The organism is uncultured Limimaricola sp., from assembly GCF_964022235.1.
In the GTDB taxonomy this organism is placed as follows: domain Bacteria; phylum Pseudomonadota; class Alphaproteobacteria; order Rhodobacterales; family Rhodobacteraceae; genus Limimaricola.
Genome location: NZ_CAXHZL010000011.1, coordinates 95694 through 119803 on the forward strand (window position 1 = coordinate 95694; position 24110 = coordinate 119803).

General features: G+C 66.8%; 24 protein-coding genes. 8 read left to right on the top strand and 16 right to left on the bottom strand.

What is annotated here, in order from left to right; translation table 11 throughout:
• The first annotated feature begins 4 nt into the window (after nt 1-4).
• Nucleotides 5-466, top strand: coding sequence for a DNA polymerase III subunit chi (locus AADJ02_RS14020; RefSeq protein WP_341213637.1), 462 nt, complete (start codon nt 5-7; stop codon nt 464-466).
• Between the two features lie 49 nt (nt 467-515).
• On the opposite strand, the gene AADJ02_RS14025 is transcribed toward AADJ02_RS14020, so the two are convergent.
• From AADJ02_RS14025 to AADJ02_RS14040, 4 genes are read right to left on the bottom strand one after another with little or no spacing between them, the layout of a single operon-like run.
• Nucleotides 516-1094, bottom strand: coding sequence for a TIGR02281 family clan AA aspartic protease (locus AADJ02_RS14025; RefSeq protein WP_341213638.1), 579 nt, complete (start codon nt 1092-1094; stop codon nt 516-518).
• A gap of 15 nt (nt 1095-1109) precedes the next feature.
• Nucleotides 1110-1757: a MarC family protein gene (locus tag AADJ02_RS14030; protein WP_341213639.1), complete on the bottom strand. Its 648-nt coding sequence runs from the start codon at nt 1755-1757 to the stop codon at nt 1110-1112.
• The gene (locus AADJ02_RS14035; protein WP_341213640.1) at nt 1754-2263 is read right to left on the bottom strand and encodes a GNAT family N-acetyltransferase; all 510 of its coding nucleotides are present in this window, start codon (nt 2261-2263) and stop codon (nt 1754-1756) included. The genes AADJ02_RS14030 and AADJ02_RS14035 overlap by 4 nt, the downstream gene beginning before the upstream one ends.
• On the bottom strand, nt 2260-4107 hold the full coding sequence (locus AADJ02_RS14040) for an ABC-F family ATP-binding cassette domain-containing protein (RefSeq protein WP_341213641.1): 1848 nt from the start codon (nt 4105-4107) through the stop codon (nt 2260-2262). Before AADJ02_RS14040 ends, AADJ02_RS14035 begins: the two co-directional genes overlap by 4 nt.
• Nucleotides 4108-4327: 220 nt before the next feature.
• Between AADJ02_RS14040 and ndk the strand changes: the two genes are divergently transcribed.
• Nucleotides 4328-4750: a nucleoside-diphosphate kinase gene (gene ndk, locus AADJ02_RS14045; RefSeq protein ID WP_341213642.1), complete on the top strand. Its 423-nt coding sequence runs from the start codon at nt 4328-4330 to the stop codon at nt 4748-4750.
• 176 nt (nt 4751-4926) lie between these two features.
• Here the strand turns inward: ndk and AADJ02_RS14050 are convergent, their stop codons facing one another.
• From AADJ02_RS14050 to AADJ02_RS14075, 6 genes are all read right to left on the bottom strand, one after another.
• The gene (locus tag AADJ02_RS14050) at nt 4927-5421 is read right to left on the bottom strand and encodes an N-acetyltransferase (protein WP_341213643.1); all 495 of its coding nucleotides are present in this window, start codon (nt 5419-5421) and stop codon (nt 4927-4929) included.
• A 161-nt stretch (nt 5422-5582) separates the two neighbouring features.
• Nucleotides 5583-6530: a glutaminase gene (locus AADJ02_RS14055; RefSeq protein ID WP_341213644.1), complete on the bottom strand. Its 948-nt coding sequence runs from the start codon at nt 6528-6530 to the stop codon at nt 5583-5585.
• Nucleotides 6531-6534: 4 nt separating this feature from the next.
• Nucleotides 6535-6999, bottom strand: a complete 465-nt coding sequence (locus AADJ02_RS14060) for a lytic transglycosylase domain-containing protein (RefSeq protein WP_341213645.1) — start codon at nt 6997-6999, stop codon at nt 6535-6537.
• Nucleotides 7000-7342: 343 nt separating this feature from the next.
• Nucleotides 7343-7696 carry a DUF1850 domain-containing protein gene (locus AADJ02_RS14065; protein WP_341213646.1) on the bottom strand — a complete coding sequence of 118 codons (354 nt, stop codon included), beginning with the start codon at nt 7694-7696 and terminating at the stop codon, nt 7343-7345.
• Nucleotides 7693-9786, bottom strand: a complete 2094-nt coding sequence (locus tag AADJ02_RS14070) for a TRAP transporter permease (RefSeq protein ID WP_341213647.1) — start codon at nt 9784-9786, stop codon at nt 7693-7695. Before AADJ02_RS14070 ends, AADJ02_RS14065 begins: the two co-directional genes overlap by 4 nt.
• A gap of 111 nt (nt 9787-9897) precedes the next feature.
• On the bottom strand, nt 9898-10851 hold the full coding sequence (locus tag AADJ02_RS14075) for a TAXI family TRAP transporter solute-binding subunit (protein ID WP_341213648.1): 954 nt from the start codon (nt 10849-10851) through the stop codon (nt 9898-9900).
• 208 nt (nt 10852-11059) lie between these two features.
• On the opposite strand from AADJ02_RS14075, the gene AADJ02_RS14080 reads away from it, so the two are divergent.
• Nucleotides 11060-13579, top strand: a complete 2520-nt coding sequence (locus tag AADJ02_RS14080) for a cation:proton antiporter (protein ID WP_341213649.1) — start codon at nt 11060-11062, stop codon at nt 13577-13579.
• Here the strand turns inward: AADJ02_RS14080 and AADJ02_RS14085 are convergent.
• On the bottom strand, nt 13576-14172 hold the full coding sequence (locus AADJ02_RS14085; RefSeq protein ID WP_341213650.1) for a gamma-glutamyl kinase: 597 nt from the start codon (nt 14170-14172) through the stop codon (nt 13576-13578). The genes AADJ02_RS14080 and AADJ02_RS14085 overlap by 4 nt on opposite strands.
• A gap of 175 nt (nt 14173-14347) precedes the next feature.
• Here AADJ02_RS14085 and recA point away from each other — a divergent pair, with 175 nt between their 5' ends.
• The 4 genes from recA to AADJ02_RS14105 all read left to right on the top strand — a co-directional run bounded on the left by recA (nt 14348) and on the right by AADJ02_RS14105 (nt 19023).
• Complete coding sequence (gene recA, locus AADJ02_RS14090; RefSeq protein WP_341213651.1) at nt 14348-15436, top strand: recombinase RecA; 1089 nt, start codon at nt 14348-14350, stop codon at nt 15434-15436.
• Nucleotides 15437-15593: 157 nt separating this feature from the next.
• On the top strand, nt 15594-18272 hold the full coding sequence (gene alaS / locus AADJ02_RS14095; RefSeq protein ID WP_341213652.1) for an alanine--tRNA ligase: 2679 nt from the start codon (nt 15594-15596) through the stop codon (nt 18270-18272).
• A complete protein-coding gene (locus AADJ02_RS14100; protein ID WP_341213653.1) occupies nt 18269-18553 on the top strand; it encodes a DUF1330 domain-containing protein in 285 nt (94 codons plus the stop codon). The genes alaS and AADJ02_RS14100 overlap by 4 nt, the downstream gene beginning before the upstream one ends.
• Nucleotides 18554-18660: 107 nt before the next feature.
• Nucleotides 18661-19023, top strand: a complete 363-nt coding sequence (locus AADJ02_RS14105; protein WP_341213654.1) for an MOSC domain-containing protein — start codon at nt 18661-18663, stop codon at nt 19021-19023.
• Between the two features lie 70 nt (nt 19024-19093).
• On the opposite strand, the gene typA is transcribed toward AADJ02_RS14105, so the two are convergent.
• The 5 genes from typA to AADJ02_RS14130 all read right to left on the bottom strand — a co-directional run bounded on the left by typA (nt 19094) and on the right by AADJ02_RS14130 (nt 23565).
• On the bottom strand, nt 19094-20911 hold the full coding sequence (typA, locus tag AADJ02_RS14110; RefSeq protein WP_341213655.1) for a translational GTPase TypA: 1818 nt from the start codon (nt 20909-20911) through the stop codon (nt 19094-19096).
• Nucleotides 20912-21007: 96 nt separating this feature from the next.
• Nucleotides 21008-21337 (bottom strand): multidrug efflux SMR transporter, encoded by a 330-nt coding sequence (locus tag AADJ02_RS14115; RefSeq protein ID WP_341213656.1) that lies wholly within the window; start codon nt 21335-21337, stop codon nt 21008-21010.
• A gap of 10 nt (nt 21338-21347) precedes the next feature.
• Complete coding sequence (locus AADJ02_RS14120; RefSeq protein ID WP_341213657.1) at nt 21348-21959, bottom strand: YitT family protein; 612 nt, start codon at nt 21957-21959, stop codon at nt 21348-21350.
• 41 nt (nt 21960-22000) lie between these two features.
• Complete coding sequence (locus AADJ02_RS14125) at nt 22001-22348, bottom strand: hypothetical protein (RefSeq protein ID WP_341213658.1); 348 nt, start codon at nt 22346-22348, stop codon at nt 22001-22003.
• Between the two features lie 5 nt (nt 22349-22353).
• On the bottom strand, nt 22354-23565 hold the full coding sequence (locus AADJ02_RS14130) for an NADP-dependent isocitrate dehydrogenase (protein WP_341213659.1): 1212 nt from the start codon (nt 23563-23565) through the stop codon (nt 22354-22356).
• Between the two features lie 135 nt (nt 23566-23700).
• Here AADJ02_RS14130 and AADJ02_RS14135 point away from each other — a divergent pair, with 135 nt between their 5' ends.
• The gene (locus AADJ02_RS14135; RefSeq protein WP_341213660.1) at nt 23701-24090 is read left to right on the top strand and encodes a DUF4112 domain-containing protein; all 390 of its coding nucleotides are present in this window, start codon (nt 23701-23703) and stop codon (nt 24088-24090) included.
• Nucleotides 24091-24110: the final 20 nt, after the last annotated feature.

Consider the following 24110-nt stretch of genomic DNA (forward strand, 5'->3'; position numbering starts at 1 on the left):
AGCGATGGGCGCGGCCTTTTTCTACCACCTGACCGACGGTCCGGCCGAGGAGCTGCTGCCGCAGCTTCTCAAGCTTGCGGGCAAGCAGGGCTGGCGCGTGGAGATCCGGGGCCGCGCCGCGCGCGCCATGGACCGGCTCGACGCCGCGCTGTGGCGCATGGGCCCGCCCGAGAGCTTTCTCGCGCATGGCCGGGCCGGTGGGCCGCAGGACGCGGCGCAGCCGATCCTGCTCACAGCCGAGGGCGAGACGGCGCCGGGCGTGCCTTGCGTGATCTGCCTCGACGGCGCCGAGGCAGATCCGCAGGAGGTGCAGGCCGCCGAGCGGGTCTGCATCCTGTTCGACGGCTTTGACGAGGCGGCGGTGCAGGCGGCACGGGGGCAGTGGAAGCGGCTCACCGGGGCGGGGTGTTCGGCACAGTACTGGGCACAGCAGGACGGGCGCTGGACCAAGAAGGCCGAGGGCTGACGCCCGAGGCGGGCCGGGTCATGAGTATTTGAAGAGTAAAGTAGCCAGCTCAGCGCGTCAGCATCAGCTTGCCGCCCTCGATCTCGATGCGGCCGAAGAGGCGCAGGTAGCCCATGCCGAGAAGCGATCCGGCAAGATCGCCGTCAGTGACGACGGCGCTCAGTCCCGTATCCTCGATTTGCCCCAAGGCGACGCTGTCGAGCGTGACCCGCGCGGTGCGCACGGTACCGTTGGCGGTGACGGCGGAGCCGAGGTAGTGCAACTCCTCGGGGTCGATCCCGGCGCGGCGCGCGTCCTCGCGGCCCAACACCATGTCGGTGGCTCCGGTATCGACCACGAAATCGACCGGCGCGCCGTTGATGTCGAGCGTGAGGTAGTAATGCCCGTCGCGCGCCAGCGGCACCTCGATGCCTTGGGCGCCGATCATGGTCTGGCGGGGCACCACGTCGTCGCGGATGTCCGACCAGAGCCCGGCGGCGGCGATGACACCAATGAAGATCAGCGCCCAGAGCGCCGCCTGTTGGGCGACCTGACCCAGCCGGTCGCGGTTTTGCACGATGAACCACCCGGCGACGGCGGCACCGAGAAGTCCGAGATAGGCGAGGCTGGCAAGGTTGTCTGGGCTCATGCCCTTAATATGGTGTCAATTCGCGCCGGGGAAAGGCAGGCCGAAGCCGGAACCGTGCAGACCGTCGATGATGAACTGCACCGCCAGCGCCGCGAGCAGCATGCCGAGCACCCGTGTAATGACGTTGAGCCCCACCGGCCCCATCACCCGCGCCAGCGGCCCGGCGAGCGCAAAGGCGATCCAGACGGTGGCCAGCACCGCCAGCGCCACGCCGTAGATCGCCGCATAGCCCGCGGGGCTTGCCTCGGCGGTGAGCAGGATCAGCGTGGTGATCGCGCCCGGCCCGACGATCAGCGGCAGCGCCAGCGGAAAGATCGACGGGTCCTGGTCAGGCTCGGCCTCGACCGCTTCCTCGGCATTGTCGCGCCGCCGCGCCTGACGGCGTTCGAACAGCATGTCGAGCGCGGTGAGGAACAACAATACGCCGCCCGCGATGCGAAAGGCTGGGACCGAGATGCCGATGAAGCGCAGCACCGCGTCGCCCAGCAGCAAAAACAGCAGCATCAGCCCCGCCGAGGTCAGCAGCGCCCGTGCCGCGACCTTGCGCCGCTGCGTCGCCGTCATGCCCGCCGTCATCGCCACGAAGAGCGGTGCGAGGCCGATCGGATCGACGATCACGAACAGGGTGGTGAAGGCGGTGATGAGGGTGGCGATGTCGATCATGGCGCGATCCTCGCATCGTCGGCGGTGGCGGGTCGATACATGATGTGCAGTCCGACCCGGCCCTCGGCCGGATGCGCGAAGCCGCCCGGCACGGTGCCCAAGATTTCGAAGCCCAGATCGTGGTAGAGCCGGATCGCGCCGCGGTTGGTCTCGGCCACGGCGTTGAACTGCAGCCCGGCAAAGCCCTGCCGCGCCACCCAGGCCAGGGAATCGCACACCAAAGCGCGGCCGACGCCGCGGCCCTGCGCCTCAGCCGCCACCATGTAGCTGGCGTTGGCCACATGCGCGCCGGGGCCGGGGCGGTTGGGACCCATATGGCCGGTGCCGAGGATGCGCCCGTCGATCTCGGCGAGGCTGACGCGCTGGGTCGGCGGGCCGATCCACATTTCGCGTGCGGCGGCCTCGTCCATGTCGGGCGGCAGGCAGTAGGTCTCGCCCGCGCGGATGATCGGGCGCAGGATATCCCACACTGCCGGCCAGTCCGCGGGGCGATAGTCGCGGATCATGCGGCCTCGGCCTGCTCGAGCTTTTCGAGCGCGGCCATCCACAGCGCCTCGGCCCGGCCGAGCGCCTCCATGACTTCGGCGTATTTCTTGTTCCAAGTCTCGAGTTCGCCCTTGCGGGTGTCCTCGTAAAGCGCGGGATCGGCCAGCTTCTTGGCGAGCTTGTCGCGCATGTCGTTGATCTTCTTGACCCGCTCCTCGGCCTTGCGGGCTTCGGATTTAAGCGAGAGGATCGCCTCGCGCGACGGCTTCTCGGCCTTGGGCTTTTCGACCTTGGGCTTGTCGGCGGGCTTGTCGCCGGTGAGAAGCATCTTGCGATAGGTCGGCAGGTCTTCGTCGTAAGCCGAGACGCGCCCGTCCTTCACCAGCCAGAGCCGATCGGCGACCATCGACAAAAGGTGCATGTCGTGGCTGACCAGGATCACCGCGCCCGAATAGGCGGTGAGCGCCTCGACCAGCGCCTCGCGGCTTTCGATGTCGAGGTGGTTGGTCGGCTCGTCAAGGATCAGCAGATGCGGCGCGTCGATGGTGGCGAGCAGGAGCGAAAGCCGCGCTTTCTGACCGCCCGAGAGGCGGCCCACCTCGGTGTCGGCTTGCGCCGCGCCAAGGCCGAAGCCTGCGAGGCGCGCGCGCAGCTTGGGCGGCATCACGTCAGGCAGGGCGCGCTGGATGTGCTGGATCGGCGTCTCTTCGACCCGAAGCTCGTCGACCTGATGCTGCGCGAAGAAGCCGATACGCAGCTTGTTCGAGCGGATGATCTTGCCGCCCATCGGCGCAAGCCGGTCCGACAGCAGTTTCGAGAGCGTCGACTTGCCTTCGCCGTTGCGACCCAGGAGCGCGATGCGGTCGTCCTGATCGATGCGCAGGTCGAGCTTCGACAGCACGATCTTGCCGTCATAGCCGACCGAGACATCCTCGGTCGCGATGATGGGGGGCGACAGCTCTTCGGGCTCGGGGAAGGTGAAGACGGTGCGCGCCGCATCCTCGGGTACGCGGATCGTCTCCATCTTTTCGAGCATCTTGACCCGGCTCTGGGCCTGCTTGGCCTTCGAGGCCTTGGCCTTGAAGCGGTCGACGAAGCTTTGCAGGTGCGCGCGCTGCGCGTCCTGCTTCTTAGAGGCCGCGACCAGCACCGCGCGTTGGGCGGCGCGGCTTTTGGCGAATTGGTCGTAGTTGCCCGACCAATAGGTCAGCGTGCGGTTTTCCAGATGCAGGATGCCCCCGACCGAGCGGTTCAGAAGCTCGCGGTCGTGGCTCACGATCAGCACCGTGTGCGGGTACTTCACGAGGTAGCTTTCGAGCCAGAGCGCGCCTTCGAGGTCGAGATAGTTGGTCGGCTCGTCGAGCAGCAGCAGGTCCGGCTCGGCAAAGAGCACGGCGGCGAGCGCCACGCGCATACGCCAGCCACCCGAGAAGGCGGAGCAGGGCATGAGCTGCTCTTCATGGGTAAAGCCCAGACCCTTGAGGATCGTGGCGGCGCGGGCCTCGGCCGACCAGGCGTCGATATCGGCAAGCCGCATCTGCACCTCGGCGATCCGGCCGGGATCGGTGGTTTCTTCGGCCAAAAGCGCCGCGCGCTCGGTGTCGGCGGCCAGCACGGTGTCGATCAACGACACCTCGTTGCCGGGGACCTCCTGGGCGACGCCGCCGATCCGGGCGCCGCGCGGCAGCTCGATCTCGCCGGTGTCGAGCGTGAGCTCGCCGCGGATCAGCTTGAACAGCGTGGATTTGCCCGTGCCGTTGCGACCCACGACGCCGACCTTGTGGCCGGCCGGGATCACGGCGGAGGTGTGTTCGAGGAGCGGTCGGCCCTCGACGGAATATGAGATGTCTGTGATGCGCAACATGGCAGCGCCTTGCCCGAAGCCGAGGCGCGCGTCAACGGGCGGCGCGCCGCCGGGGTCCGGGGCAGGCCCGGGATCGCCGGTTCGGTGCTGCCCGCGACGACCCCTGCCGCAGATGGCGCGATGTCGCGCCTTTTCAGGACGCGGCCCCCGTGCTAGGGCGCAGCCCGACCGGGACCGCGCCGCGTGGTCCCTGCTGCAACCTGTTCAAATGAGGGACATCATGGCCACCGAACGCACGCTCTCGATCATCAAGCCCGACGCCACCAAGCGCAACCTGACCGGCAAGATCGCCGCCAAGTTCGAAGAGGCGGGCCTGCGCATCGTCGCCTCCAAGCGCATCCAGCTCACCCAGGAGCAGGCCGGCAAGTTCTATGCCGTGCACGCCGAGCGCCCCTTCTTCGGCGAGCTGACCGAATTCATGGCTTCCGGCCCGGTCGTCGTTCAGGTGCTCGAAGGCGAGGGCGCAATCGCCAAGAACCGTGAAGTCATGGGCGCGACCAACCCCGCCGACGCCGCTCCCGGCACCATCCGTGCCGAGTTCGCCGAGTCGGTCGGCGAGAACTCCGTGCACGGCTCGGACGCCCCCGACGCCGCCGCCGAAGAGATCGCCTTCTTCTTCTCGGGCCTCGAACTGGTCGGCTGAAGCCGCCACGCTTCGTAGCGACCCAAGGGCCCGCCATCGCGCGGGCCCTTTTTCGTTCGTGGGCCGGGCAAGGCGCGTCGGTCCATGCAACGGATCAAACACGACCGCGCCGCTCGCGTTTCGATGTCCGCTTCCCGACCTATCGCATCCAGTGAGCCCTTACCTGAGAGAAGAAGCTAGTCCTGAAGGCCGTCGCTGAATCTTAACTCGCCGCGTGGCCGGGTACCTTGGAAGGCCAGCCATTGGATGTGCTTTGCAGGGGTGCGCTGGTAGGTCACCGCGCCATCGGCAACGAAGCCGAAGCGCCCGTAATAAGCCGGGTCACCCGTCAGCACGCATCCGTTGGCACCTTGGGCCCGAAGCCTTTTCAGACCCTCTTTCATCAGGGCCGTGCCGATGCCCATCCGTTGGCGGCGGGGCGTGACGGAAACCGGACCGACCCCGAACCAGCCTTCGCTTTCGGACCCGATCGTGGCAGGGGAGAACGCGATGTGCCCAACGATGTCGTGATCGTCATGCGCCACCAGAGAAAGTGTCAGATCGCCGTCTCGTCGCAGCCTGTCCAATGCCTCCGCCTCGGAGCCATCGCTGAACCGCATCGGCTCAAAGGCAGCAGCCGTAAGGCTGCGTAGCCTGTCCACATCACTTGGTTCTTCCGGGCGAATGAGCATGGCCCAAGATAGACCGAGGCAGGATGGACAGGATAGAGGCCTGTGCCATCATGCCCCGATCGATCCGAACGTTGCCTCGCAAGGGTTTCATCCTGACACCACACGCGGCCAACATGGGCCGAAAACGAACCGACAGCGTCCGTCGGCCACCGATTGCTCTCTTATTTCGGTGCGAAGACAGACCAGCCGGTGCGATCGGCCAGCATCTCCAGCGCCATCGAGGCAAGGTGCGAGTTGCCCACCGCGTTGAGACCCGGCGACCACGCCCCGATCGAGGCGCGCCCCGGCGCCACGGCGAGGATGCCGCCGCCGACGCCGCTCTTGCCCGGCAGGCCGACGCGAAAGGCGAATTCGCCCGAGCCGTCGTAATGACCGCAGGTCAGCATCAGCGCATTGATCTGGCGCGCCATGCGCGGCGCGATGGCGCGAGACCCGCCCGGAGACAGCGCGCCGTCGAAGGCCAGAAACCGCCCCGCATGGGCCAGTTGGCTTGTAGTCATCGCGATAGCGCATTGGTGAAAATAGGTGCCGAGCGTCTTGTCAGGATGCCTCTCTATCGTGCCGAAGCCGCGCATGAAGTTGGCCAGTGCTGCGTTGCGCCAGCCCGTGGCGGTCTCGGACTTGGCGACCGCCGGGTCGATGGCGATGTCGTCGTCGCCCGCGAGGTAGCGCACGAATTGCAGGATCTGGCCCAGCGCCTCGCGCGGCTCGGAGCGTGCGAGGATCGCGTCAGTCACGGCGATGGCGCCCGCGTTGATGAACGGGTTGCGCGGGATGCCGCGCTCGTGTTCGAGCTGCACGATAGAGTTGAACGGATCACCTGACGGCTCACGGCCCACGCGGGTCCATAGCGCATCGCCGATGCGGCCCAGCGCCACGGCGAGGGCAAAGACCTTGGAGACGCTCTGAATGGAGAACCGTGTATCGGCGTCGCCGCCTGCGATCACCTCGCCCTCGGCGGTCACGAGCGTCAGGGCAAATCGGGCGGGATCGACGCGGGCCAGCTCGGGGATATAGTCGGCCACTGTGCCGCGATCCGTCTGCTGCGCCATGTGATCGCAGATCTCGGCGACGATCTCGCGCAGGCGCTCGGGGTCGTTGACGCTCACCGGCTCAACACTTCACTTCGCTGTCGCGCAGGCCGGTCTCGACCAGAAGGCAGCGGTTGCGCGCCTCGTAGTAATAGCCCCGGCTATACCATTGCACCGCCTTGTCACGATTGCCGTTCGACACGATCCACGCCCCGCGCAGGTAGCGCACGGCGTAGCGCAGATTGGTTTCGGCATCGAGAAGATCGGACGGGTTGCCACGATGGCCCATGGTGCGGGCCGTCTCCGGGCTGATCTGCATCAGCCCATAGTAGGAGCCGTTGCGCGCGCGCGGGTTGTAGGAGCTTTCGCGCTGCACCACCCGGTGCACGAGATCGCGCGGCACCTTGTAGGCATCCGCATAGGCATTGATGAGCCGCCGGATCTGCGGCGACTCGTTTGGATAGAGATCGGGGGGCGACGGCTGGCGTCGTCCGCAGGCGGCGAGGGCCAAAAGGCCCGCGAGGGCGGCGCGGCGGGTATAACGCATCGGGTAACTCCGTCAGGGAGGCAGTCCGACGTGTTCTAGCCCGCCGCGCCTGAGCGCGAAAGGGCGCGGCTCAGATCGCCGCGAAATCGCGGAAGATCGGCTTCGACGGAGATTGCTGAGCGCCTTGGCGCGGTTGTGCGGGTGCGTCCTTGGACGGGATATTGCTTGGCATGTCGCGTTCCTTGTCTGCGGCCTTCACAAAGCCGCCTCTCGGGCGCTGCTTCACTCCGGCGGTTGCGATTCTTCAAGCCTGCACGTGCAAGGCGTTCGCAGCCGGGCAAGAAAGCGGCACCGCATGGGCGACCTTTCGCCAATTCAACCCATGTTTCGCGGTCAGGGTCCCTCAACAGGGCGTGAGGTGCAGGGCTTCGCCGGGGGCCGTGCCAATTTCGCGACACTGCCCATCGGCGCAAAGCGTCCATCCCGCACCCGTCGCGCCGGACGCCGCGAGGTCGAGCGCGGGGATGGTCAGCCTAGGCGCCCAGACCCACCAGTCGTCTTCGAGGCTGGCCTCCGGGCCCGGCTCCATCCCCGCGCCCGAGCCGCGCACCCAGGCCCGGGTGAGGTGCAGCGCGCCGCCTTCGACGCGCCAGCGCTCGCGCCATTCGACCTTTTCGACCGAATGGGTCCAGCTGAGGTCGAAAACCCCGGTGGCGAGGCTCAGCGCCGTGGCGCCAATCATCAGGCAGGCGCTCATGCGGGGGCCGCGACGGGACGGCGGCGGATCAGCAGGGCGGTGAGCAGGGCAAGTCCGAGACCGATCCAGTCGGTGACGGGCCATGCGGCAACTAGCGTGAAGGCCGCGATCATGGCGAGGGTGCGCAGCCATGCGGGCAGGGGTCGTCCAACCCAACCGATCACGGCAGCCCCCCACAGACCGATGGCGAGAAGCGATTTGAGGATGATCCAGCCCACGGCGGGCCAGTAACCGATCGCCTCGGCCAGCGGCCCGCCGGGCTGCAGCATCAGCGCCGGAGAGTAGACCGCCATGAAGGGGATCACGAAGCCCGCCGCCGCAACCTTGATCGCCTCGATCGAGATCTTGAGCCCGCTTTCCTTGGCGATGGGAGCCGCGGCAAAGCAGGCCAGCGCCACAGGGGGTGTGAGGTCCGCGAGAATGCCGAAGTAGAACACGAACATGTGGCTGACGATCAGGGGCACGCCCAGCGCCAGCAGCGCCGGTCCCGCGATCGAGGAGGTGATGATGTAGTTGGGGATGGTCGGGATGCCCATACCCAGCAGCAGGCAGGTGATCATCGTGAGAACGAGGCTCAGGAACAGGTTGTTCTGACCCACGGCGACGATGAACTGCCCAAAGGTGTTGGCCGCCCCCGTCAGGGTCATCGCGCCGATGATCACGCCCACCAGCGCGCAGGCCACACCCACGGGAAGCGCGGTGCGCGCGCCGTCGGCGAGGCTGTCGCGGCACAGGATCAGCGTCTCGCGTCCGCCCTTGAAGAAGGCGCAGGCGACGACAAGAGCCACGATCGCGGCGACCAGTACCTCGATGCCCCATTGCAGGAATGCCGCGGCGATGAGGCCCAGCCCCACCCAGACGATGCCGCGCAGCACGGCGCTGGGCAGGCCCAGCGCGATGGAGCCGCCCAGGATCAGCAGCACGGTAAGGCCAAGGCCGACGGTGCCCGCGAAGAGCGGCGTATAGCCGGTGAACAGCAGGTAGATGAGGATGCCCAGAGGGACGATCAGCATCCAGTTTTTCTTGAGCGCGCCCAGCGCCGAGGGCAGCTCGGCCTTGGAGAGCCCGCGCAGCCCGTGCTTTCCGGCCTCCAGATGCACCATCCAGAAGGCGGAGACGAAGTAGAGGACCGCGGGCACGATGGCGGCCTTGACCACCTCGACGTATTCGACGCCCAGCGTCTCGGCCATGATGAAGGCGACCGCACCCATCACGGGGGGCATGATCTGCCCGCCCATCGAAGCGGTGCTCTCGACCCCGCCCGCAAAGGCCGCGCGGTAGCCGAAGCGCTTCATGAGAGGGATCGTGAACTGGCCGGTGGTGACGACGTTGGCCACGCCCGAGCCGGAGATCGTACCCATGAGGCCCGAGGAGACCACGGCGACCTTGGCGGCGCCGCCCTGACGGTGGCCGAACAGCCCGAGTGCGACGTCGGTGAAGAGCCGGATCATCCCGGCCTTTTCGAGGAAAGCGCCAAACAGGATGAACAGGAAGATATAGGTCGAAGAGACGTAGATCGGGATGCCGTAGATGCCTTCGGTTCCGAAGGCCATGTGGTCGATCACCTGCTCGAAATCATAGCCGCGGTGAATGAGCGGCGGCGGCAGGTATTGCCCGAACATCGTATAGGCAAGGAATGTGCCCGAGATGATCGGCAGCGCCGGGCCCATCAGCACCCAAGCGGCGGCAAAGACGGTGACAAGCGCCATGACCCCGATCACGAGATCCATGGTCAGAGGCCGACCGGCGCGCATGATCAGGGGTTGGTACTGCCACCACTGGTAGAGGGCGACCGCGACGCCCGCGGCCGCAAAGGCCCAGGCGATGGTCTTCCACCCCGTCCCGCGCCCGCGTGCGGCGGCCACGAGCGGGAAGGTCATCAGCATCAGAAAGCCCACGTGCAGCGCGCGGGTCACCTGGCTTGGCAGATCCACGAGATGGGCGGCGGTGACGATCTGGAAGGTCGAGAAGGCGACCGCGATCCAGAACAGCAGCCGCCCCGTCGTGCCGGGCGGAAAGGCCGAGATGTGGTGATCGGGGCCCCCCGCCTCGGCGGGGATATCGGTAAGCGGGTCTGAATGCGCGGTCATGGGGCGGGCCTTCGGGTCTGTCAGGGCAAAACGCCCCGTCTTCCGGCGGGAGGACGGGGCGCGCTCAGGATGGAATCGGTGCGGGGTCGGCCCCCGAGGGGGCCGGGCCGATCACTCGATCATGCCCTGCTCGCGGTAGTAGCGCTCCGCGCCCGGATGCAGCGGGATTGGCATGCCGTTCAGCGCGTTCTCGAGCTTGATGTCCGCGGCGGCCATGTGGTTGGCCTCGAGCGCGTCGAGGTTCTCGTAGAGCAGCTTGGTCATCTCGTAGGCGAGATCGTCCGACACGCCCGCATGGGTAACGAGGAAGTTCGACACGGCCACGGTGGGCACGTCCTCATCCTGACCGTCATAGGTGCCCGCCGGGATGGTCGCGGCGATGTAGGGGGCACCGAGCGCCTCGGCGGTCTCGGCCGGGATCGCCACCACGTTGATGTCGATCGAGGAGGCGAGGTCGCGGATCGAGGCGACGCCAAGGCCCGCCGACTGCAGCGTGCCGTCGAGCTGGCGGTTCTTGATCAGCTCGACCGATTCCGCGAAGGGCAGGTATTCGGTCTTGCCCAGATCGTCGTAGCTCATGTCCATCGCACCAAAGATGGCACGGGCGTTGAGCTCGGTGCCCGAGGCCGGTGCGCCGACCGAAAGGCCCTTGCCCTTGAGCTCTTCGAAGCTGGTGATGCCGCTTTCGGCGGAGGCCACGATCTGGATGAAGTTGGGATAGATCGCGGCGATGCCACGGATCTGGTCGAGCGGCGCGGTAAAGCCCGCGTCGGCGTTGCCCTCCCAGGCCATCGCCACAGTGTCGCCCAGCGCGAAGGCCAGCTCGCCGCGTCCGTCCTGCAGCAGGTTCATGTTCTCGACCGAGGCCTTGGTCGATTGCACCTGCGTGCGCGCGCCTTCGATGTTCTCGCCGTAGATGTTCGAAAGACCGACGCCGAGCGGGTAATAGACGCCCGAGGTGCCGCCGGTGAGCACGTTGATGAATTCCTGCGCGCTGGCGGCCAGCGGCGCGGTCAAGAGCGCCGCACTCGCGGCTGCCCCTTTGAGAATTGTGGTGATCGTCATGAAGTCCTCCCGTTGCGGCGGCTCTCCCCGGCCGCCGTTCCGAGGGTGAGACTGCCTCAGGGTGGGCGGTCTGGCAAGACGCGCGGTCAGGTTTCCAGACCGGTTCGACCGGAGCGGGGCCAGCGCTCGGGTGGGCCTTTGACGTTTCGCCGCCGATCCGGGTGCACTGGCCATTTCCCGCGCCGCGCCAAGGCTGTATCGCAGTGGCATGGACATCGTCATCGCCACCGTCATCCTCGCCTCCTTCTTCCTGCTGATCGGTTTGGGAGAGCCTTTGGCCGCGCGCATGCGGCTGCCGTTCAACGTGATCCTCGCGGGTGTCGGCCTGCTGGCGGGCGCGGGCGCGGCGTTCTTTCTCAACACCCAGATCACCGACGCTTTGAACCCGGTGGCCGAGGCGATCCTGAACCTGCCGATCCGCTCGAACGTGTTCCTCTACGTATTCCTGCCGACGCTGCTGTTTCAGGTGACGCTGGGGGTGAACCTGCGGCGCATGATCGACGACTGGGTGCCGATCCTGACGCTTGCCATCGTCGCGGTGGTGGTGGCGACCCTGTCGGTGGGCTACGCGCTGTTCCTCACCGGGGTGCTGCCGCTGATGGCCTGCCTGCTGATCGGCTCGATCGTGTCGACCACCGATCCTTCGGCCGTGGTCTCGATCTTTCGCAACCTCGCGGCCCCGCGCCGTCTGAGCCGGATCATCGAGGGCGAGAGCCTGCTCAACGACGCCGCCGCCATCGCGCTGTTCGGCCTGTTCATGGGCTTCGTGATGCGCGGTGTGCCCAACCCTGAGCTGGGGGCCGCGCTGGCGCAGTTCCCCTGGCTTTTGGGCGCGGGCGGTCTCACCGGCTGGATCATGGCGCAGCTTGCCGTGCGGCTGATGAGCTGGCTGGGGCGGTTTCCGCTGGCGCAGATCTCGGTTTCGGTGGCGCTGCCTTACCTGGCCTACATCGTGGCCGAAAAGCTCGTCGGCGCCTCGGGCGTCATCGCGGTGGTGGGGGCGGGGCTGACGCTGAACCTCGCGGCCCCCGGTCGGCTCTCGCCCATGTCCTGGATCAACATGCGTGAGGTCTGGGATCTTCTGGCGCATTGGGCCGGGGCCTTCATCTTTCTGCTCGCGGCGCTCTTGATCCCGCGGCTCCTGCATGGGGCGCAGCTCATGGACTTCGCGCTCGTCGCCGTGGTCACGCTGGCCGCGCTGGGCGGGCGCGTGGCGATCCTGTGGGGGCTGTTGCCGCTCCTGAGCCGTCTGCGCCTGTCGCCGCCGGTGGAGCGGCCTTACCGCATGGCGATCCTTTGGGGCGGACTGCGGGGCGCGATCACGCTGGCGCTGGCGCTCGCCGTGACCGAAAGCCTGCGGGTGCCCGAGGAGGTGCGTCGCCTCACCGGCATCCTCGCCACCGGCTTCACCCTGTTCACCCTGATCGTGCAGGGCGTCACCCTGCGCCCGCTGGTCAAGCGGCTGGGTCTCGAGAAACTGTCGCCCCTCGACGCGGCGCTGGCCCGTCAGGTCGTCGCCGTGGCGCTTCAGAGCGTTCGTGAGACGGTGAGCGAGGCGGCCGAGAACTACGGGCTGACGCGCGAGACGGTGCGCTCGGAGGCCAAGAGCTTTGCCGAGCGGCTCGACGAGGCCGTGGCCAAGGCCGAGGAGGGCGAGGCGATCTCGGATCGTGATCGGATCACGCTGGGGCTGATCGCGCTGGCAGGTGCGGAACGCGAGCACGTTCTGCAATTGTTCCGGGACCGGGCGATCTCCAACCGACAGGCCGAGCGGGCCTTGGCCGAGGCCGACCGGCTTATCGAGATGACGCGCACCGGCGGGCGCACCGGTTATCGGCGTGCCGCGCGCGAAAGCCTCGGGCAGGGCGGGCCGACGCGTCTGGCCGCCTTTTTGCACAACCGGCTGCACATCTCGGGGCCACTGGCGCGGCTCACCGCCGACCGGTTCGAGCTGTTGCTGACCCAAGGGCTGGTGCTGCGCGATCTCGACGGTTTCATCGACAGCCGCATCCGCCGCATCCATGGGCGCCGCGTGGCCGAGCTTCTGCACGAGCTGATTGGTCGCAGGGGCGAGCAGGTGGCGCAGGCGCTTGATGGTCTCAGGCTGCAATATCCGGGCTATGCCGAGGAGCTGGAGCGTCGCTTCATCCGCCGCACCGCGCTTCGGATCGAAGAGCGCGAATACGCGGCGCTGCGCGAGGACGGCCTGATCGGGCCGGAGCTGCACGCGACCCTGCTGGCGCAGCTCGAGGCGCAGCGCGGCGAGGCCGAAGCCCGGCCCAAGCTCGACCTCGCGGTGCAAAAGGCGGTGCTGGTGCAGCAGTTCCCGCTCTTTGCCGATCTCGACGAGGCGGTGCGACAGCGGCTCTCGAAGGCGCTCGTGACACGGTTCGTCGCCGCAGGAGAGGTGTTGCAGCATCGCGACGCCACAGCCCGCGCGGTCAGCTTCATCGCCTCGGGTGCGGTCGAGATCGAAACGGCGGGGCAGACGGTGCGGCTTGGTCGGGGCGAGATGTTCGGCCAACTGGCGCTGCTCAGCCCGCGCAGGCGGCGCGCCGAGGTGCGCGCGCTCAGCCACGGGGTGCTGCTCGAGCTGGATGAGGCGCGGTTCCTGCGGCTGATGCGCCGCAGCTCGGCGCTGCGCGAAGCGGTCCGCGACAGCGCGGTCAAACGCGGCATGGACCCGGAGAAGGCCGCCGCGCTGGGCGGGGAGGAGATCGCGGCCTAGCCGCGCGCCGCCTCCCAGACCGCGAATTCAGCCTCACGCTTGCGCCGCAGCTTGGAGGCGACGTGATCGGGCAGCTCCATCGGGTGCTCCGGCGACACGTTGAGCCGAGGCAGCTCGATCGTGGTGGCGAGACGCTCCTCGAGAAACCCTATGAGACTTTCCATCGCCTCGTAGCGAAACAGGTGATCGACGCCGATGCTGCCTTCGCCGCAACCGACAAAGCGGGCCTGGCTGCCGACCGAAGCATAAGGCGCGGGCTTGCCGCGCGCGTATTGGTCGACGAACTCCTCGAAGGGGATGCCGCGCGTCGAATTGGGATGTCCCGCGAGATCGTCGCGCTGTCGGTAGCGCCACCAGCTGCCGAGCCAATCCACCGGTTCGCGCACCGCGGCCACCGTCTCGAAGCCTTCGCCCCCGGCCGCTTCGATCAGGGGCACCACGAAGCGGCGGGCTCGGTAGAGCGGCGCGTGCTTGATCTGCGGCGGGTCGCGCAGCACGAACTGCGCGCGCGGCGCCAGCGCCCCCTCCAGCGCCGTGGTTCCCGTCTTGGGCACCGCCAGCAGGATCAGGCGCTCTTTCCAGAATACCAGCATGAAGCTCTCCGTGACGTGATCGCGGTAACCTTACATTAACCGCACCCGAGGGAAACTGATCGCAGGTTTCCCTTGCAATGTTCCCCTTATGGTCTCATATCCACCGTAGTGAACAAGACAAGAACGACGCAATGATTGCCGCCATGTGGCGGGTGTGGGATAAGGATTGCGAACAATGGCAATGGCAGATCTTCTCCAGATGAGCGACAAGCGCACGGCAGACCGGCAGAAGGCGCTCGACAGCGCCTTGGCCCAGATCGAACGGCAGTTCGGCAAGGGCTCCATCATGAAGCTCGGTGGCGAGAACAAGTTTCCCGACATCGAGGCAACCTCCACGGGCTCGCTCGGCCTCGACATCGCGCTGGGCATCGGCGGCCTGCCGAAAGGTCGGATCATCGAGATCTACGGCCCCGAAAGCTCGGGCAAGACGACGCTGACGCTGCATGCCGTGGCCGAAGAGCAGAAGAAGGGCGGCGTCTGCGCCTTTGTCGACGCCGAGCATGCGCTCGACCCGCAATACGCCAAGAAGCTCGGGGTGAACCTCGATGAGCTGCTGATCTCGCAGCCCGACACCGGCGAGCAGGCGCTCGAGATCGTCGACACGCTGGTCCGTTCGGGCGCGGTTTCGATGGTCGTGGTCGATTCGGTCGCGGCGCTGACGCCCAAAAGCGAGCTCGAAGGCGACATGGGCGACAGCTCGGTCGGCGTGCACGCCCGCCTGATGTCTCAGGCGATGCGCAAGCTCACCGGCTCGATCTCGCGCTCGAACTGCATGGTCATCTTCATCAACCAGATCCGGATGAAGATCGGCGTCATGTTCGGCTCGCCCGAGACGACCACCGGCGGCAATGCGCTCAAGTTCTACGCCTCCGTGCGTCTCGACATCCGCCGCATCGGTGCGATCAAGGACCGCGATGAGGTCGTGGGCAACGCCACCCGCGTCAAGGTCGTAAAGAACAAGGTCGCGCCGCCGTTCAAGCAGGTCGAGTTCGACATCATGTATGGCGAGGGCATTTCCAAGACCGGTGAGCTTCTCGACCTCGGGGTCAAGGCGGGCGTGGTCGACAAGTCCGGCTCGTGGTTCTCCTACGGCGATCAGCGGATCGGGCAGGGGCGCGAGAACGCCAAGACCTTCCTCAAGGAGAACGCCCCGATCGCCAACGAGATCGAGGACAAGATCCGCGCCGCGCATGGCCTCGAATTCGCCATGTCCGACGAGGCGGGCGGCAGCAGCGACGAGGACGACGATCTCGTCGACATGTGATCCAAGCTCCGCATGAAAATCGCGTGGTGCTGACGGGCCGGGGCGCAAGCTCCGGCCCTTTGCGTTTCGGGGCGTTCACGGGCCTCGGTGCGCGCGGGACTTTACGCGCAGCGAGGCCGGGGATAGGACGTCTACGCCGCGACCCGAAGGAGACGTCATGACCAGCCTCGCCGATATCCGCTCCACCTTTCTGGATTTCTACAAGCGGCAGGGCCACGCCGTGGTCTCCAGCTCGCCTCTGGTGCCCCGCAACGACCCCACCTTGATGTTCACGAACTCAGGCATGGTGCAGTTCAAGAACCTGTTCACCGGGGTCGAGACGCGCGACTACACCCGCGCCACCACCGCGCAGAAATGCGTGCGCGCGGGCGGCAAGCACAACGATCTCGATAACGTGGGCTACACCGCGCGGCATCACACCTTCTTCGAGATGATGGGCAACTTTTCTTTCGGCGACTACTTCAAGGAAGAGGCGATCCGCTATTCCTGGGAGCTGCTGACCAAGGACTTCGGCCTCAACCCCGACAAGCTGCTCGTCACGGTGTATCACACCGACGAGGAGGCTGCGGATCTGTGGAAGAAGATCGCCGGTCTGCCCGACGAGCGGATCATCCGCATCGCGACTTCCGACAACTTCTGGATGATGGGGCCGACCGGCCCCTGCGGTCCCTGCTCCGAGATCTTCTACGATCACGGCCCATCGATCTGGGGCGGCCCTCCGGGTTCGCCCGAGGAGGATGGCGACCGGTTCATCGAGATCTGGAACATCGTCTTCATGCAGTACGAGCAGTTCGAGGACGGCACGCGTCGCGATCTCGAGCAGCAGTCGATCGACACCGGCATGGGGCTGGAGCGGATCGGCGCGCTCTTGCAGGGTAAGCACGACAACTACGACACCGACCTGATGCGGTCGCTGATCGAGGCTTCGGCCCATGCCACCTCGACCGACCCCGATGGCGACGCCAAGACCCATCACCGCGTGGTGGCCGACCACCTGCGTTCGACCTCCTTCCTGATCGCCGATGGCGTCATGCCCTCGAACGAGGGCCGCGGCTACGTGCTGCGCCGGATCATGCGCCGCGCCATGCGCCACGCGCACCAGCTTGGCGCGCAGGATCCGCTGATGCACCGGCTGGTGCCGGCGCTCGTCAACGAGATGGGGGCGGCCTACCCCGAGCTGGGTCAGGCCCGCGCGCTGATCGAGGAGACGCTGCGCGCCGAGGAAACCCGGTTCCGCCAGACGCTCGATCGCGGCCTGCGGCTTCTGGACGACGAGCTTTCGAACCTGCCCGAAGGCGCGGCGCTGCCCGGCGCTGCGGCGTTCAAGCTCTATGACACCTTCGGCTTCCCGCTCGACCTCACGCAGGACGCGCTGCGCGAAAAGGGCCGCACGGTCGATACCAGCGGCTTTGACGCCGCCATGGCCGAGCAGAAGGCCAAGGCGCGCGCCGCATGGTCCGGCTCGGGCGAGGTGGCCGATGCGAGCCACTGGTACGACCTCGCCGATCAGCACGGCGCGACCGAATTTCTGGGCTATGACACCGAAGAGGCCGAGGGCCAGATCCTCGCCGTGCTCGATAGCGCGGATCAGGTCGAGAAGGCCGAGGCCGGCACCAAGGTGCAGGTCGTGCTGAACCAGACGCCGTTCTACGCCGAAAGCGGCGGTCAGGTCGGCGACACCGGCACCATCCGCACCGACACCGGCCTCGTGCGCGTCTCCGATTGCCGTCGCATCGCCGGGCTCTTCGTCCATGTGGGCGAGGTGACCGAGGGCCATGTCGATCGCGGTCAGGGCGCCGAACTCAAGGTCGATCACGCGCGCCGCACCGGCATTCGCGCCAACCATTCGGCCACGCATCTGCTCAACGAGGCGCTGCGCGCGGCACTGGGTGATCACGTGGCGCAGCGCGGCTCGCTCAACGCGCACGACCGTTTGCGCTTTGACTTCAGCCACAGCGCCGCGCTGACCCCTGCCGAGATCGAGAAGATCGAGGACGAGGTCAACGACATGATCCGGCAGAACTCCACCGTCGAGACGCGGGTGATGACCCCGGACGAGGCGCGGGAATTGGGCGCGCAGGCGCTGTTCGGCGAGAAATACGGCGACGAGGTGCGCGTCGTGTCGATGGGCAAGCTCGAGGGTTCGGGCAAGGGCACCGATCAAGCGACCTATTCGATCGAGTTGTGCGGCGGCACCCATGTGCGCCAGACCGGCGACATCGGCGCCTTCGTGCTGCTGTCCGACAGCGCGTCGTCGTCGGGCGTGCGCCGGATCGAGGCGCTGACGGGGCGCGAGGCGCTCAAGCATCTCGCGCAGCAGGGCCAGACCCTCTCGGAAGTGGCGCAGGTGCTCAAGACGCCGGTATCGGAGGTAATCGAGCGCGTGAAGGCGCTGGCCGAAGAGCGCCGTGCACTCGCCAACGAGGTGGCGCAGCTGCGCCGCGACATCGCCATGGGCGGAAGCTCTGGCGGGGCCGGCGCGCAGGCGGTCGAGGTCGGCGGCGTGAAGTTCCAGGGCCAGGTGCTCAAGGGCGTCACCGGCAAGGACCTCCCGGCGCTGATCGACCAGATCAAGGGCCAGATCGGCTCTGGCGCGGTGCTGCTCATCGCCGAGGCCGGTGGCAAGGCCGCCGTGGCGGCGGGTGTCACCGATGACCTCAAGGACAAGATCTCGGCGGTCGATCTGCTGCGCGCGGCGGTGGCGGAACTCGGTGGCAAGGGCGGCGGTGGCCGTGCCGACATGGCGCAGGGCGGCGCGGCCAGCGCCGACAACGCCGAAGCCGCGATCAAGGCGGCCGAGGCCGTGCTGGCGCAGGCCGTGGAGGGCGTGGCATGAGCGCGCTCTGGATCGCCCATGTGAGCGTCTCCGACGAGGCGGCCTATATGGAGTACGCCAAGCGGGCGACTGGTGCGATCGCCGATCACGGCGGCGTCTTTCTCGCGCGGGGCGGCGCTTACGAGCAGCTCGAGGGCCGCGATCGCCCGCGCAACGTCGTGGCGCGTTTCCCAAGCCTTCAGGCGGCGCATGACTGCTACCACTCGGCGGCCTACCAAGAGGCCTTGAGCTTTGCCAAGGGCGCGGCCGAGCGTGATCTTGTGATCGTCGAGGAGGTCTGAGGCTGGAAACGGTCGCAAGCCTCACCTCGCGGTTTCCACGACCCGGCCGGGTCGACTGGATCGGAACAAGGCCCGCGCGACGCGCGGGCCTTGTTGCCGTCGATGGGGTGGAGATCACCGCCTCGGGCCTCGCGGGCGATCATGCCCGGCCCGGCAAGCGGGCGGTAACGCTCATTCAAGCCGAGCACCTGCCGGTCATCGCGGCACTCAGCGGGCATGGGGCGGTATCGCCCGAGGCCCTGCGCCGCAACATCGTCGTTTCGGGCGTGAACCTCACCGCCGCGCGGCATCGCGATCTGCGCTTGGGCACGGCGGTGCTGCGGTTTTCGGTGCCCTGCGCGCCGTGTTCGCGCATGGAGGCGGCCTTGGGGGCAGGCGGCTACAACGCGATGCGTGGTCATGGCGGCTGGTGCCTGGAGGTGCTGGAGCCCGGCTGGGTCGGCTTGGGCGATACCGTCACACCGATCTGAAACCCCGCCCCCATGAGACGAAAAACGCCCGGTCTTTCGACCGGGCGTTTTCCTGTTCAAGAGGCGTCGATCAGCTCGCGCGCGCCTGACGCTTGCGCTCGTGCGGGTCGAGGAACCGCTTGCGCATGCGCACGGCAAGCGGGGTCACTTCGACCAGCTCGTCGTCGTCGATATAGGCGATCGCCTGCTCGAGGCTCAGCTCGACGGGAGGCGTCAGGCGGACCGCTTCGTCGGTGCCCGAGGCCCGCACGTTGGTCAGCTTCTTGCCCTTGAGCGGGTTCACTTCGAGATCGTTGTCACGGCTGTGCTCGCCGATGATCATGCCCTCGTAGACCGGCGCCTGCGGGTGGATGAACATCTTGCCGCGATCTTCGAGGTTCCACAGCGCGTAAGCCACCGCGGTGCCGTTCTCCATCGAGATCAGCACGCCCTGACGACGGCCCTGGATCGGACCCTTGTGCGGGGTCCAGCCGTGGAAGATGCGGTTGAGAACGCCCGAGCCGCGCGTGTCGGTCAGGAATTCGCCGTGATAGCCGATCAGGCCGCGCGAGGGCACGTAGGCGATGATCCGGGTCTTGCCGGCGCCTGCGGGCTTCATCTCGGCCAGTTCGCCCTTGCGGGCACCGGTGAGCTTTTCGACGACCGCGCCGGTGTACTCGTCATCGACGTCGATGGTGACTTCCTCGACCGGCTCCATGCGGACGCCGTCCTCGTGCTTGAAGATCACCTGCGGACGCGAGATCGACAGCTCGAAGCCCTCGCGGCGCATGTTCTCGATCAGCACGCCCATCTGAAGTTCGCCGCGACCGGACACCTCGAAGGCCTCGCCGCCGGGGGTGTCGTCGATGCGGATCGCGACGTTCGATTCGGCTTCCTTGTGCAGGCGCTCGCGGATCACGCGGGACTGCACTTTCTTGCCGTCGCGGCCAGCCAGCGGGCTGTCGTTGATGCCGAAGGTCACGGTGATGGTCGGCGGATCGATCGGCTGTGCGGGGATCGCATCCTCGACCGAAAGGTCGCAGATCGTATCGGCCACGGTGGCCTTGGACATGCCCGCGAGGGTCACGATGTCACCGGCTTCGGCGACCTCGATCGGCTGCTGGCCAAGGCCGCGGAACGCGAGGATCTTGGAGACGCGGAACTGCTCGATCTTGTCGCCATTGCGCGACAGCGCCTTGACGGTCTCGTTGGCCCGCAGCGTGCCGCTCTCGACGCGGCCGGTCAGGATCCGGCCCAGGAACGGGTCGGCCGACAGCGTGGTCGCCAGCATGCGGAACGGCTCGCCCTTGGCGGCCTGCTGCTTGGGGGCCTCGACGTGGTTCACAATCAGGTCGAACAGGGCCTTGAGGTCTTTGCGCGGGCCGTCGAGTTCCATGTCGGCCCAGCCGGAGCGGCCGGAGGCGTACATGGTCGGGAAGTCGAGCTGCTGATCGTCGGCGCCGAGGTTGGCGAAGAGATCGAAGCATTCGTCGAGCGCGCGGTCGGGCTCGGCGTCCTGCTTGTCGACCTTGTTCAGGACCACGATCGGCTTCAGGCCGAGGGCCAGCGCCTTGGAGGTCACGAACTTAGTCTGGGGCATCGGGCCTTCGGCGGCGTCGACGAGGAGAACCACGCCATCGACCATCGACAGGATCCGCTCCACCTCACCGCCGAAATCGGCGTGACCGGGGGTGTCGACGATGTTGATGCGGGTATTGCCCCATTCGACAGAGGTCGCCTTGGCGAGGATGGTGATCCCGCGCTCGCGCTCGATGTCGTTGCTGTCCATGGCGCGCTCGGAGACGGCTTGGTTCTCGCGGAAGGCGCCGGACTGTTTCAGGAGCTCGTCCACCAGCGTCGTCTTGCCATGGTCAACGTGCGCGATGATCGCGATGTTGCGGATTTCCATTCAATTCACTCTTTCAGGGGTCAGCGCGCCTCTACACCAAAAAAGCGCGGTTGGCCAGCCTTGTCGCCGCATCGCGGCGTCATGGCAGGGATGCGCCTAGTGCGGGTTGGCGCCGGAGAAGACATTGATCACCACGATGCCCGACAGGATCAGCGACATGCCGATCACCGCCGCCGTGTCGAGCTTCTGCCCGAACAGGGTCCAGCCGATCGCGGCGATGAGCACGATGCCCAAACCCGCCCAGATCGCATAGGCGATGCCCACGGGGATCGCTTCGAGCGCAAGCGACAGCAGGTAGAAGGACAGACAATAGCCCAGCACCGCGACCACGGACGCGCCGGGGCGGGTGAATTGCTGGCTGGCGTGCAGCGCCGTCGTGGCGACGGTTTCGCTGGCGATGGCGAATAACAGGACGATCCAAGGCATGGGCAGCCCCTCAGGTGGCGATGTAGCGGTCGCGGCGGTGGTTGAACGCGATCACCGTGTTGAGGATCACCGCGCCCAGAAGCGACCACAGAACGGTGGTCGTGTCGAACAGCATCAGGGCCGTGGTGAAGATCACCGCATCAGCCCCCAGCTGCACATAGCCCGCGCGAAAGCCGAGGCGATCCTGAACGAGCAATGCGACGATGCCCAAGCCCCCGAGGCTGCCGTTGTGGCGAAACACGCCCAAAAGCCCGAGGCCGGTGAGCACGCCGAAGGCCACGGCACCGAGCCACGGATCGAGGCGCATGATCTCGAAGTGCTCGGGCAGGAACTCGGTCAGGGCCGAGAGCAGCGTCACCGAAATGATCGATTTCAGCGTGAACTCGGGCCCCAAGCGCACCCAGGCCAGCCAGTAGAACGGCAGGTTGATCGCGAAGAAAACCGCGCCAAAGGACCAGTCGGTCAGATAGGAGATGATCACCGCGATGCCCGCGGTCTGCCCGGTGATCAACCCGACCTGCGTCAGGATGTGCAGGCCGATCGAGCAGGCAAAGACGCCGATGCCGAGGCCTTGGAGGTCCTCGACGATGGAATGGCGGGTGGGGGTGGACACGCTGCGCATCTCCTCCACATAGGGCAGAGTTGCTGACCTGTCCAGTGGGCTCAGTCGCCGCGCAGGCGTGGCGGCAGCTCGCAGCCCCAGACCCGCGCGCCGGGGATGAACCGATGCGGCAGCTGCGTGGGCAGGTTCGGCAGTTCGCAGGCGTGAAAGGGCGATTGCGCATCGCGCGGCAGCGCCTGATCGGGCCGCAGCCAGATCCGGCGCCCGGTGGCCGCGTCACCCGCATGCACCACGAGGTCCATATCGCAGCGGTTGGTGCGCACCGCCGAGATGCACTCATCTGCCACGGGCAGGCGCTCACCGCCGAGAAAGTCCCGGGCGGCGGAGACGAGGACGGCGGCCCCGATCAGGACCGCCGCCAACAGGATCAATTTGCGCTTGAAGCGCATGCCGCTCAGGCGAGCGACTTGTTGAGGTATTCGTCGATCTTCTCGAGGAAGCCCATGGTGGTGAGCCACTTCTGATCCGGTCCGACGAGCAGCGCGAGGTCCTTGGTCATGTGACCATCTTCGACCGCCCGCACGGTGACCTTCTCGAGCGTGTCGGCGAAGGTCATCAGCTGTTCGTTGCCGTCGAGCTTGGCACGGTGCTTCAGACCGCCGGTCCAGGCGTAGATCGAGGCGATCGAGTTGGTCGAGGTGGCCTCGCCCTTCTGGTGCTGACGGAAGTGACGCGTCACGGTGCCATGCGCGGCTTCGGCTTCGACGATCTTGCCGTCCGGGGTCATCAGCTGCGAGGTCATCAGGCCAAGCGAGCCGAAGCCCTGCGCCACGGTGTCGGACTGCACGTCGCCGTCGTAGTTCTTGCAGGCCCAGACGTAGCCGCCCGACCACTTCATCGCCGCGGCGACCATGTCGTCGATCAGGCGATGCTCGTAGGTGATGCCGGCTTTCTTGAAGTCTTCGGCGAACTCGGCGTCGAACACCTCCTGGAACAGATCCTTGAAGCGGCCGTCATAAGCCTTGAGGATCGTGTTCTTGGTCGAGAGATACACGGGCCAGCCGCGGGCGAGGCCGTAGTTCATCGAGGCGCGGGCAAAGTCGCGGATCGAATCGTCGAGGTTGTACATCGCCATGGTGACGCCGGAGGAGGGCGCGTCGAACACCTCCTTCTCGATGGTCTCGCCGTCTTCGCCGACGAACTTGATCGTCAGCTTGCCCTTGCCGGGGAAGCGGAAGTCGGTGGCGCGGTACTGGTCGCCGAAGGCGTGACGGCCGACGACGATCGGCTGGGTCCAGCCCGGCACGAGGCGCGGCACGTTGCGGCAGATGATCGGCTCGCGGAAGATGACGCCGCCGAGGATGTTGCGGATCGTGCCGTTGGGCGAGCGGTACATCCGCTTGAGGCCGAACTCCTCGACGCGGGCTTCGTCAGGGGTGATCGTCGCACATTTGACGCCGACGCCGTATTTCTGGATCGCGTGGGCCGCGTCGACCGTGATCTGGTCGTCGGTCTCGTCACGCGCCTCGATGCCGAGGTCGTAGTACTTCAGGTCGATGTCGAGATAGGGCAGGATCAGTTTCTGCTTGATGAAGTCCCAGATGATCCGGGTCATCTCGTCGCCGTCGAGCTCGACGACCGGATTTTCGACTTTGATCTTGGTCACGGGGGCCTCCGCGTTGGTTATGCTGTCTCGTCGCGGGGCATAGCGCGTCTCGCGCCGGTTTGGAAGACGGCATACACTCGTATACGGTCGAACTTCGCGAGGTTTCGCGGGTTGTGGGCCTAAAGGAGCCCGATCATGCCGAAAGACACCAACGGATCCATCCGCCACGCCGAGGAACTGGCCAAGCTCGATCGCATGGCGCATCTGCTCGACGCGCGTTTCAAGTTGTTCGGCTTTCGCTTTGGCTATGACAGCCTGCTCGGGCTGATCCCGGGCATCGGCGATACGATCTCGCTGGCCCCTTCGGCGTGGCTGGTCTGGCGCGCCCACCAGCTCGGCGTGCCGCGCCGCAAGATCGGGCGCATGGCGCTGAACACCGGCGTCGATTACGTCGTGGGCTCGATCCCGCTGGTCGGCGATTTGGTGGACTTTGGGTTCAAGGCCAACCTGCGCAACGCGGCGATCCTGCGCGAGCATCTGGAGACCGAGGCCGCGATACCGCGCGATGTGACGCCGCGCGCCTGAGTTCTGCGGCCGGATCCGAG

Bases quoted from the DNA above. Each gene is read 5' to 3' on its own strand.
- AADJ02_RS14020 (WP_341213637.1), top strand. From the start codon at position 5: ATGGGCGCGGCCTTTTTCTACCACCTGACCGACGGTCCGGCCGAGGAG.
- AADJ02_RS14025 (WP_341213638.1), bottom strand. From the start codon at position 1,094: ATGAGCCCAGACAACCTTGCCAGCCTCGCCTATCTCGGACTTCTCGGT.
- AADJ02_RS14030 (WP_341213639.1), bottom strand. From the start codon at position 1,757: ATGATCGACATCGCCACCCTCATCACCGCCTTCACCACCCTGTTCGTG.
- AADJ02_RS14035 (WP_341213640.1), bottom strand. From the start codon at position 2,263: ATGATCCGCGACTATCGCCCCGCGGACTGGCCGGCAGTGTGGGATATC.
- AADJ02_RS14040 (WP_341213641.1), bottom strand. From the start codon at position 4,107: ATGTTGCGCATCACAGACATCTCATATTCCGTCGAGGGCCGACCGCTC.
- ndk (WP_341213642.1), top strand. From the start codon at position 4,328: ATGGCCACCGAACGCACGCTCTCGATCATCAAGCCCGACGCCACCAAG.
- AADJ02_RS14050 (WP_341213643.1), bottom strand. From the start codon at position 5,421: ATGCTCATTCGCCCGGAAGAACCAAGTGATGTGGACAGGCTACGCAGC.
- AADJ02_RS14060 (WP_341213645.1), bottom strand. From the start codon at position 6,999: ATGCGTTATACCCGCCGCGCCGCCCTCGCGGGCCTTTTGGCCCTCGCC.
- AADJ02_RS14065 (WP_341213646.1), bottom strand. From the start codon at position 7,696: ATGAGCGCCTGCCTGATGATTGGCGCCACGGCGCTGAGCCTCGCCACC.
- AADJ02_RS14070 (WP_341213647.1), bottom strand. From the start codon at position 9,786: ATGACCGCGCATTCAGACCCGCTTACCGATATCCCCGCCGAGGCGGGG.
- AADJ02_RS14075 (WP_341213648.1), bottom strand. From the start codon at position 10,851: ATGACGATCACCACAATTCTCAAAGGGGCAGCCGCGAGTGCGGCGCTC.
- AADJ02_RS14080 (WP_341213649.1), top strand. From the start codon at position 11,060: ATGGACATCGTCATCGCCACCGTCATCCTCGCCTCCTTCTTCCTGCTG.
- AADJ02_RS14085 (WP_341213650.1), bottom strand. From the start codon at position 14,172: ATGCTGGTATTCTGGAAAGAGCGCCTGATCCTGCTGGCGGTGCCCAAG.
- recA (WP_341213651.1), top strand. From the start codon at position 14,348: ATGGCAATGGCAGATCTTCTCCAGATGAGCGACAAGCGCACGGCAGAC.
- alaS (WP_341213652.1), top strand. From the start codon at position 15,594: ATGACCAGCCTCGCCGATATCCGCTCCACCTTTCTGGATTTCTACAAG.
- AADJ02_RS14100 (WP_341213653.1), top strand. From the start codon at position 18,269: ATGAGCGCGCTCTGGATCGCCCATGTGAGCGTCTCCGACGAGGCGGCC.
- typA (WP_341213655.1), bottom strand. From the start codon at position 20,911: ATGGAAATCCGCAACATCGCGATCATCGCGCACGTTGACCATGGCAAG.
- AADJ02_RS14115 (WP_341213656.1), bottom strand. From the start codon at position 21,337: ATGCCTTGGATCGTCCTGTTATTCGCCATCGCCAGCGAAACCGTCGCC.
- AADJ02_RS14120 (WP_341213657.1), bottom strand. From the start codon at position 21,959: ATGCGCAGCGTGTCCACCCCCACCCGCCATTCCATCGTCGAGGACCTC.
- AADJ02_RS14125 (WP_341213658.1), bottom strand. From the start codon at position 22,348: ATGCGCTTCAAGCGCAAATTGATCCTGTTGGCGGCGGTCCTGATCGGG.
- AADJ02_RS14135 (WP_341213660.1), top strand. From the start codon at position 23,701: ATGCCGAAAGACACCAACGGATCCATCCGCCACGCCGAGGAACTGGCC.